Below are 7794 nucleotides of genomic sequence, written 5' to 3'. Positions count from 1 at the left end.
CATTCACGAGTATTAAAGACTCATTCACGAGTATTAAAGACTCGTTGGCGAGTATTAAAAACTCATTCACAAGTATCAAAGACTCATTCACGAGTATCAAAGACTCGTTGGCGAGTATCAAAGACTCATTGACGAGTATCAAAGACTCGTTGGCGAGTATCAAAGACTCATTCCCTATTCTCAATGCCCCATGCCCAATGTCCAATTTCCAAAGACTTTGATTATTTACCGTCTGGAACGTCTGCGGAGTCTATCAATTACTACTGCCAAAATAATTACTAGTCCTTTGACAACTAGTTGCCAGAAGTAAGATAGGTTCAACAAGGTTAAACCGTTGTTGAGAATAGCAATGATTAATGCACCTAGAAGTGTGCCGCCAATGGTACCAATACCACCTGTGAAGCTGGTTCCACCTAGAATAACAGCAGCGATCGCATCTAATTCGTAACCTTGACCTAAGATGCCACTAGCACTATAAAGACGGCTGGCACTCATGATTCCTGCTAAACCTGCCAGTAATCCACTAATACCATAGACAAATAGCAAGACACGATTAACTTTAATCCCAGTTAATCTGGCTGCTCGCTCGTTACCACCAACGGCATATATCTGCACTCCTAAAACAGTTTGCCGCAACACAAACCAGCTAGCTATCACAGTCAGTAGCGCGATTATCACTAGCCAAGGAATGGGGCCGATATATGTATTACCCACCCAAGCAAAATTTATGTCACGGTTAATCAGCGTTGTCCCCTTGGCAACTAAAAAAGCAAGACCCCGCAAGGCTGTAAGTGAACCCAATGTGACAATAAAAGGTGGTACATCCAAAAAGGTGATGATAGCGCCGTTGACTAAGCCTAAAAGCAATCCTGCTAGCAAGGCAGCAGGCACGGCCGCCCAACTCAAAGCTGGCAGTAGTGATACCAGTAAGGCAACTACGGCAGAAACACCCAACATTGAACCAACAGAAAGGTCAATACCTCCGGTGAGAATCACAAAGGTCATTCCTGTTGCCAGCACAATATTGATTGATGCCTGACGCAAGATATTAACGATGTTACCGGCTGTGAGGAAGTTGGGAGAAAGGAATGCAAATAAGATGCAGATAATTACTAGGATTGGCAGAATACCTGCAACTTCCAGGAGGCTGCTAATTGATTTCCGGTTGCGGGATGCGGGATTGTTGGCTAATTTATTGGCAGGCGGTCTGACTGTCTGACTCATGATTCTAATACCTCCGATGCTCCAGTTGCATAGTGCATAATCTTTTCTTGGGTGATTTCTTGACCAAGGCTGCCATCCAGTTCGCCTACCAGCTGGCCTTCTCGCATCACTAAGACGCGATCGCTCATACCAACAATCTCTGATAGTTCGCTGGAAACCATTAAAATAGCTACACCTTGTGCTGCCAATTCGCTCATAATTCGGTAAATTTCGCTTTTGGCACCGATATCTACGCCGCGTGTCGGCTCATCTAACATCAAAACTCTCGGTTTAATGGCTAACCAACGCGCTAGCAGTAGCTTCTGCTGATTCCCACCAGAAAGATCCAGCGCTCTAATTTCCAAATTGGCCAGGCGGATATTAAAGTTCTCTACCGCGTCTGTTGACAGCCGATTAACTGAACCCCAGTTAACAACTCCAACCTTTGCATCCTGTTTGAGTGTGTTGATGGCAATATTCTTGCGGGCGCTCATCTCCAGAAATAAACCTTGGTCTTTGCGGTCTTCTGGAACGTAGCCAATTCTGGCCGCAATGGCATCACTGGGGGTATTAATTTCTACTTTTTTGCCATTCAAGAATACTTCACCACTGGCTTTGCGGTCTGCACCAAAAACCAGCCGGGATAGTTCTGTGCGTCCTGCACCAACCAGCCCCGCTAAACCAACAATTTCTCCAGCATGAACTTTAAAACTAGTCGGCTCAACCTTCTTACGCGCATCGCTCATATTTCTGACTTCCAGCACGAGTGGGCCCGGATGCATTTGTCGTTGATGTTCGTAAAAGTCTTGCATGGAACGACCAACCATCATCTGCACCAATCGTTGGGGAGAAATTTCACTGCGTGTCAGACTGCCAATATATTGACCATCGCGCAGTACGCTAATTCGGTCAGCTAGGGCATAGATTTCTTCCATGCGATGGCTGATGTAAATAATGGCAATACCGTCACGCCGCAGTTTGCGAATTACCTCAAATAAATGCTCACTTTCTCGGTCAGACAGTGCTGCTGTTGGTTCATCCATCACCAAAACGCGGCTTTTGTCCTTCAACGCCCTGGCAATTTCTACTTGCTGCTGTTCTGCGATCGCTAAAGTACCAACCACAGTCTGCGCTGTAAAATTGGCTCCAAGACTTTCCAGTACTTGCTCTGCTTCTAGTTGCATAGCTTTGCGGTCTAAAAGCTGACCTCGCCGCAACTCGCTACCCATAAACATATTTTCGGTAACGGTTAAATTAGGTGCAACATTCAGTTCTTGATAGATAAGATTAATACCTGCCTTACGTGCTGTCGCCGGATCGGTAATTTTCAGGGGTTGACCATTAATGCGAATTTCTCCTTCATCGGCAATGTAAGCCCCAGCCAGGATTTTCATCAACGTGCTTTTACCTGCTCCGTTTTCACCCATGAGGGCGTGAACTTCTCCTGGATAAATCGTCAGATTGACATTTTGGAGTGCAGATACACCATGAAATCGTTTTGTAATCCCTTGCATTTCTAATACAGGGGTGGTGGTTGGTGGATCAGGAAATGAGGTTTCAATAGTTGTTGTCATCAGCAGAACCTCTAAAAAGAATTGAAAATTTGCAATTGTGAGTTATAAATCAATCAACTCACACCTGATGTGAAATTAAAATCATGTTTTAAAAAACGTTTACTATCTTGGAAACTTCTAAACGTCGCCTTCCAATATTTAGAACTTTTCGCAGATGCACATATATACATCATGGGTATGTGCAAAAAGTCTGTCAATGCACCAAAAGAATCAACTCAGATTAGAAATAATTGTTAATTGCAAATTCACAATTTGTATTATTTACCAGCCTTTTTCTGTGCTGATATTATTTTTGGTGATCAAGTTAACTGGAATCAAAATGGTAGGATTGTTAGGTTTTTTACCATTTAAGATATCATTTCCAACCTGAACTGCTTTTTGGGCCATTCCTCGGGGATTTTGAGTAGCAGTTGCGGCATATAAACTATTTTTAGTAGCGATCGCAGTGATTGCTTCTGGCGCACCATCAACCCCGACAATAAAGAATTCTTTACGTTGTGCTTGGTTTGCTGCTAGTTCTGCGCCAAGCCCACTCGGATCGTTGATGGCAAAAACAGCATCAATCTTCGGAAAGGTTGTGAGCAAATCACTCATAACTCTGAGTCCTCCATCCCTACTACCCTCTGCATTCTGGTTTTTAGAGAGGATTTTGATATCGGGATATTTGGATAATACATTTTCGCAGCCACTAACTCGCTGAATCACCGAGTCTACTGGCGGCCCGTTAACTATTACTACATTGCCTTTACCTTTGAGGCGGTCAGCAATATATTTGCAACTAACTTCTCCAGCTTGGACATTATTAGTAGTGATGGTAGCATCCACACCTCCCTCAGCACCTGTGTCTACAGCAATAACAATTCTACCTGCTTGTTTTGCCCTTTCAACTATTGGTCTAATTCCGCTTTTATCAGCAGCATTCAAAACAATGATGTCAGTATTCGCAGCAGTGAAATTTTCAATTTGATTGGCTTGTTGGTTGAGGTCATAGGCACTGGAAGCTACAATAACGGTGACATCTTTTCCACCAATTCTCTTCGCTTCTGCCTCAACTGCTTGTCCCATAACTACGAAGAAAGGGTTACTTAGATCGCCAACGGTGAAGCCAACCGCTCGTAATTTTCTATTCCTAGTGACAGTTTTGGTTTCTGCACTAGTATTGATTGCAGTGTTAGTACCAGTAGTATTAATAGCAGTGTTGTCATTTTGAGCGCCATTTGTGCAACCAACAACAGCCAAACCTAATATGCCAGCTATGAGCAAAATTCTTTTCATATTCATCTATTTTTAACAACGGATTTAAATTTGAAAGAGGTTAGTAGAATATAGATTTGCCAAGCTATCACAATATGAGCTAGGTCTAAAAATTTAAGACATAACCTACCAATACTGCTAACTTTGGCAATTTTAACTACTCTCAAATGTCTTATAATGTGGTTTGATTTGAGTTAGCGCTATTAATTGATCTAAATTATATGTTTTATTTTTTTAAACAAAACTATGAGCGCTACACTAGGTCAAAAAATCACATTTTTTTGTAAAATAACATTTGGAAGTGCGTGGGCTAAAAACAGCTTTTAACTAAAATTAGTAGAACCTGATCTTATCGAAAGTGGGAAATTTGTATTTCCTATTACATTGTTTTAGTTTAACCTGCATTATTGCAAATACGATCCCCGTTTATCGAACTTTACAAAATCAAGGAAACTATTGTATCTCTGTGTAGTTTAAGGTTTTCCCACTAAAGCATTTGCGAAAATTAAGTAATTTTTAGCCAAGGTGGATTTTAAAAAAACTTAATATGTTTAATTCAACTCGAATTGAGAGAATTTAATACTATAGGAGGAAAAGATTTGCTTTTAAATCTATCTTATAGAAGTAGGAAAATATAGACGATTACCATAAATAAAAATTATTTTGTCTTCTTTTCGGAGTCAACTAAAATATGCCTGTAAAATACGCTTATTTGCTATACTAAGTTGACAGAGACAGTTTTATTATATGTCGATCAGAATAATTCTTTGGATATAAAGAGAAGAAACACCAAAAAATTCATTCTCACCCCATTGCCGCCGTTGTAAAAATGTGGAAAGAATAGATGCGAAGTATTTATCGCGTCTGTTCAGTCGGTCTATAAATTAAATAAAAGTCGAGCCAGTCACTATAAACATCAGAACATTTGCACGGATGTTTTATACTTTGATAAGTGGCAATATGCTATTTTTCATGGAAAAATATTCTACTCCGTTTAGGCTTGCTGAAGGACTGTCATTGCTCATTGCAAAAAATCATTGCGATCTTTGCAAACCCAATTAGTTATGATGTCTGTAGAGTATTTTTTAAATTCTTTACCTTCCTAGTACCAAAAATTTTAAATTTTAAGGTTCTGGGTAAGTATTTAGCTACTAAATCTTCATAGTAAAAGTTTGTTCGATGGAATTGTTTAGAGTTTGAGGCATATCTGTTTACTTGTCGATATTAATTTGTTAAATGCTACTTTCGCACTCCAGCTTATGCACAAGCGTGCAAGACCTGTATTGAAATTATTTTTGCACACGTGTGCAAAAATAAATGTTAAGTTTATTTTCGTCTTTGGATACCTGTCTATAATTTATTTTTTTAAGTATTCTGAACGAGCAGAATCAATTGACCAAGTAGATACAATGTGATTTTAATTAAGAAAAAGCACTTATGTCTCAGTAAGGATAACTTTGTATACATTTATGCACACCTGTGCATAAATGTTACTAAAATATAACCTCATCTTTTGTTCTAGACACCTGTGGAAAGTTAATATTTTTGTCAACTTCACTCAGAGGAGTGTTAATTCGTCAATTGTATAGCATAAGAATGCTTGACAATATTAGCCAACTCTTGTATGGTGATGGCTTCTGCACCCTCTAGCTTCATTAATTCGCGATCGTCCCATAACTCCATCCAAGTAATCCCATAATCAGACACTAAAAACCGAATCAGGTGCTTTTCTCCCAGGCTAACCAGAAATGAAGCACTCTGCATTTGTTCACCGCATGTATAACAAGACGCAGTATAACCACGGCTGTCAAGGCTTGCAGGTTCATTACCAAGTCTTGAATGAATTCCTGATGTTGTTGCGCTAATCTTAGAAACACTTGTTTTCTCCTACCACTCCAGTTATGTGGTTGCTTTTAAAATTTGGTTGCCAAAAGTTCGTGTTTTCCTAAAGACGTGATTAATCTTAATCTTTTGGTTGTAAGCAATAAACTAAATTCCCAAAGCCGTTCTAATGTTTTGGACAATTACCTGGGGTGGTTGTGCAATATCCACAGATATGGTATTCAATGGTTCTTCAAGAGTATAAAACTGGGTGTTGAGCAGTTTTTCGCTCATGTAATGATTGCTACGCTTTTGCAACCGCATTTTAATTAACTCATAAGACCCTTTGAGGTAAACTAGCTTGATGCGTTCGCTATCCAATACCAAAAATTGCCGATAGCTGTCTTTTAAAGCCGAACACGCCAGCACCACATTTTTATTTTCTTGTAGCCAATATTTTATGGCTGTTTGTAAATCTTGTAACCAAGGCATCCTGTCAGCTTCACTCAGAGGAATACCGCGCCGCATTTTCTCAATATTCTCTGGTGAGTGGAAAGCATCAGCATCGCTAAACTCCCATTCTAACGATTCTGCTAGCAGTTTTCCTATGGTGGTTTTGCCAGAACCGGATACACCCATTAGGATAATAATCATTGACTGCTTAATCATATTTTTCTTCAAAAAAGTTAAGTTATTGAAATGGAGGCTGAATTTAAGACTCCTTTCCATACAACATGTGAGTTGTATTAAAAATATCTTGACAAATAATGATTATTTTCTATATTACAAAAAATGCACACGATTGCAAAAATTTCAAACCTCATATAAAAAAATGAATAAAAGAAGAATTTCAATTGAAGATATTGCTCAAAGAGCAGGCGTTTCTCATTCCACAGTTTCACGCGCTTTGCGAGATAACGCTCTCATTAGCCCCAAAGTGCGAGAGAAAATTAAGCAACTGGCGCAGGAGATGAACTATGTGCCGAATGCTATTGCTCAAAGCTTGCAAAATAAACGCACTAATACCATTGGAGTAGTAGTAACCTCAATTGCAGATCCCTTTTTTGCTGAGGTAGTAGAGGGAATCGAGAAGATAGCTAGACCCGCAGGCTTGAGTGTTTTGTTAAGTGCTTCACACCGAAATATTGAGCAGGAAATAGCAGCTATTAATAGTTTTCATCGCCGGAGAGTGGACGGGATTTTAGTAGCCGACTCACGAATTAGTAAAAAGCATACCAAACAATTAACGCAAATTGCTGTGCCAACAGTTCTGATTAATAGCCAGACAGAAGATCAATCCGAAATATTTCACTCAGTGGCAATAGACGATCGCTTAGGTGGTAAATTAGCCACAGAGCATCTCATAAGTCTAGGACACACCGCTATTGGTTATCTGGGCGTAGGCGATCGCAGCAGGTCGAATCAGCAGCGCCTAGAAGGATATCAAATGGCTCTTGCAGAAGCTGATTTACCACAAAATGCTGATTGGATTGCAATTAGTGATGAAGATAATACCAGAATAAGCGATGTTACTACTGGACAAAAGATGTTATCTAAACTATTGACTGCTGAAGTTACAGGCATCTTTTGTTACAACGACATGGTGGCGGTTGGCGCTCTGTTAGCCTGCCAAGAATTAGGTATTTTAGTACCGCGAAGTTTAAGTCTAGTTGGATTTGATGGTATTGCTTTGGGTGGTTATGTTACCCCCGCCCTCACGACAGTCAGCCAGCCAATGTTAGAAATTGGTGGTATAGCCATGCAAATGTTACTTGATTTATTAGAAGAAAAAACTGTGGAAAACCGCGTTTTATCTCCTTTTCTATTACAGCGTAGTAGTAGCGCAGCATTACAGCAATTTTCAGGTAATTATACCACAACTGAGACGGTAAGTCGGTCGGCGTAAATAATTATCGTTGGGATAAGGCAGGAGGCAGGGGGC

Annotated in this window: 6 protein-coding genes; 1 reads left to right on the top strand and 5 read right to left on the bottom strand. The window is 40.0% G+C overall.

Going from position 1 to position 7794, the window contains the following annotated elements; translation table 11 throughout:
• Positions 1 to 225 precede the first annotated feature (225 nt).
• From ACFE90_RS33910 to ACFE90_RS33890, 5 genes are all read right to left on the bottom strand, one after another.
• Positions 226 to 1224, bottom strand: a complete 999-nt coding sequence (locus ACFE90_RS33910; RefSeq protein WP_375506679.1) for a ribose ABC transporter permease — start codon at positions 1222 to 1224, stop codon at positions 226 to 228.
• The gene (locus tag ACFE90_RS33905; protein ID WP_375506678.1) at positions 1221 to 2777 is read right to left on the bottom strand and encodes a sugar ABC transporter ATP-binding protein; all 1557 of its coding nucleotides are present in this window, start codon (positions 2775 to 2777) and stop codon (positions 1221 to 1223) included. The genes ACFE90_RS33910 and ACFE90_RS33905 overlap by 4 nt, the downstream gene beginning before the upstream one ends.
• Before the next feature lie 261 nt (positions 2778 to 3038).
• Positions 3039 to 4052 carry an ABC transporter substrate-binding protein gene (locus tag ACFE90_RS33900; RefSeq protein WP_375506677.1) on the bottom strand — a complete coding sequence of 338 codons (1014 nt, stop codon included), beginning with the start codon at positions 4050 to 4052 and terminating at the stop codon, positions 3039 to 3041.
• Positions 4053 to 5600: 1548 nt separating this feature from the next.
• On the bottom strand, positions 5601 to 5876 hold the full coding sequence (locus ACFE90_RS33895; protein WP_375506681.1) for a DUF1815 family protein: 276 nt from the start codon (positions 5874 to 5876) through the stop codon (positions 5601 to 5603).
• Positions 5877 to 6020: 144 nt separating this feature from the next.
• On the bottom strand, positions 6021 to 6506 hold the full coding sequence (locus ACFE90_RS33890; RefSeq protein ID WP_375506680.1) for a gluconokinase: 486 nt from the start codon (positions 6504 to 6506) through the stop codon (positions 6021 to 6023).
• 178 nt (positions 6507 to 6684) lie between these two features.
• On the opposite strand from ACFE90_RS33890, the gene ACFE90_RS33885 reads away from it, so the two are divergent.
• Entirely contained in the window at positions 6685 to 7758 is a 1074-nt protein-coding gene (locus ACFE90_RS33885; RefSeq protein ID WP_375506676.1) for a LacI family DNA-binding transcriptional regulator, read from the top strand.
• The last annotated feature ends 36 nt before the right edge of the window (positions 7759 to 7794 follow it).

The sequence above is a fragment of the uncultured Nostoc sp. genome, from assembly GCF_964245445.1.
Lineage (GTDB): Bacteria > Cyanobacteriota > Cyanobacteriia > Cyanobacteriales > Nostocaceae > Nostoc.
Note: the sequence above shows the minus strand (reverse complement) of the source record. Positions and strands in the feature narration are given on the sequence as shown.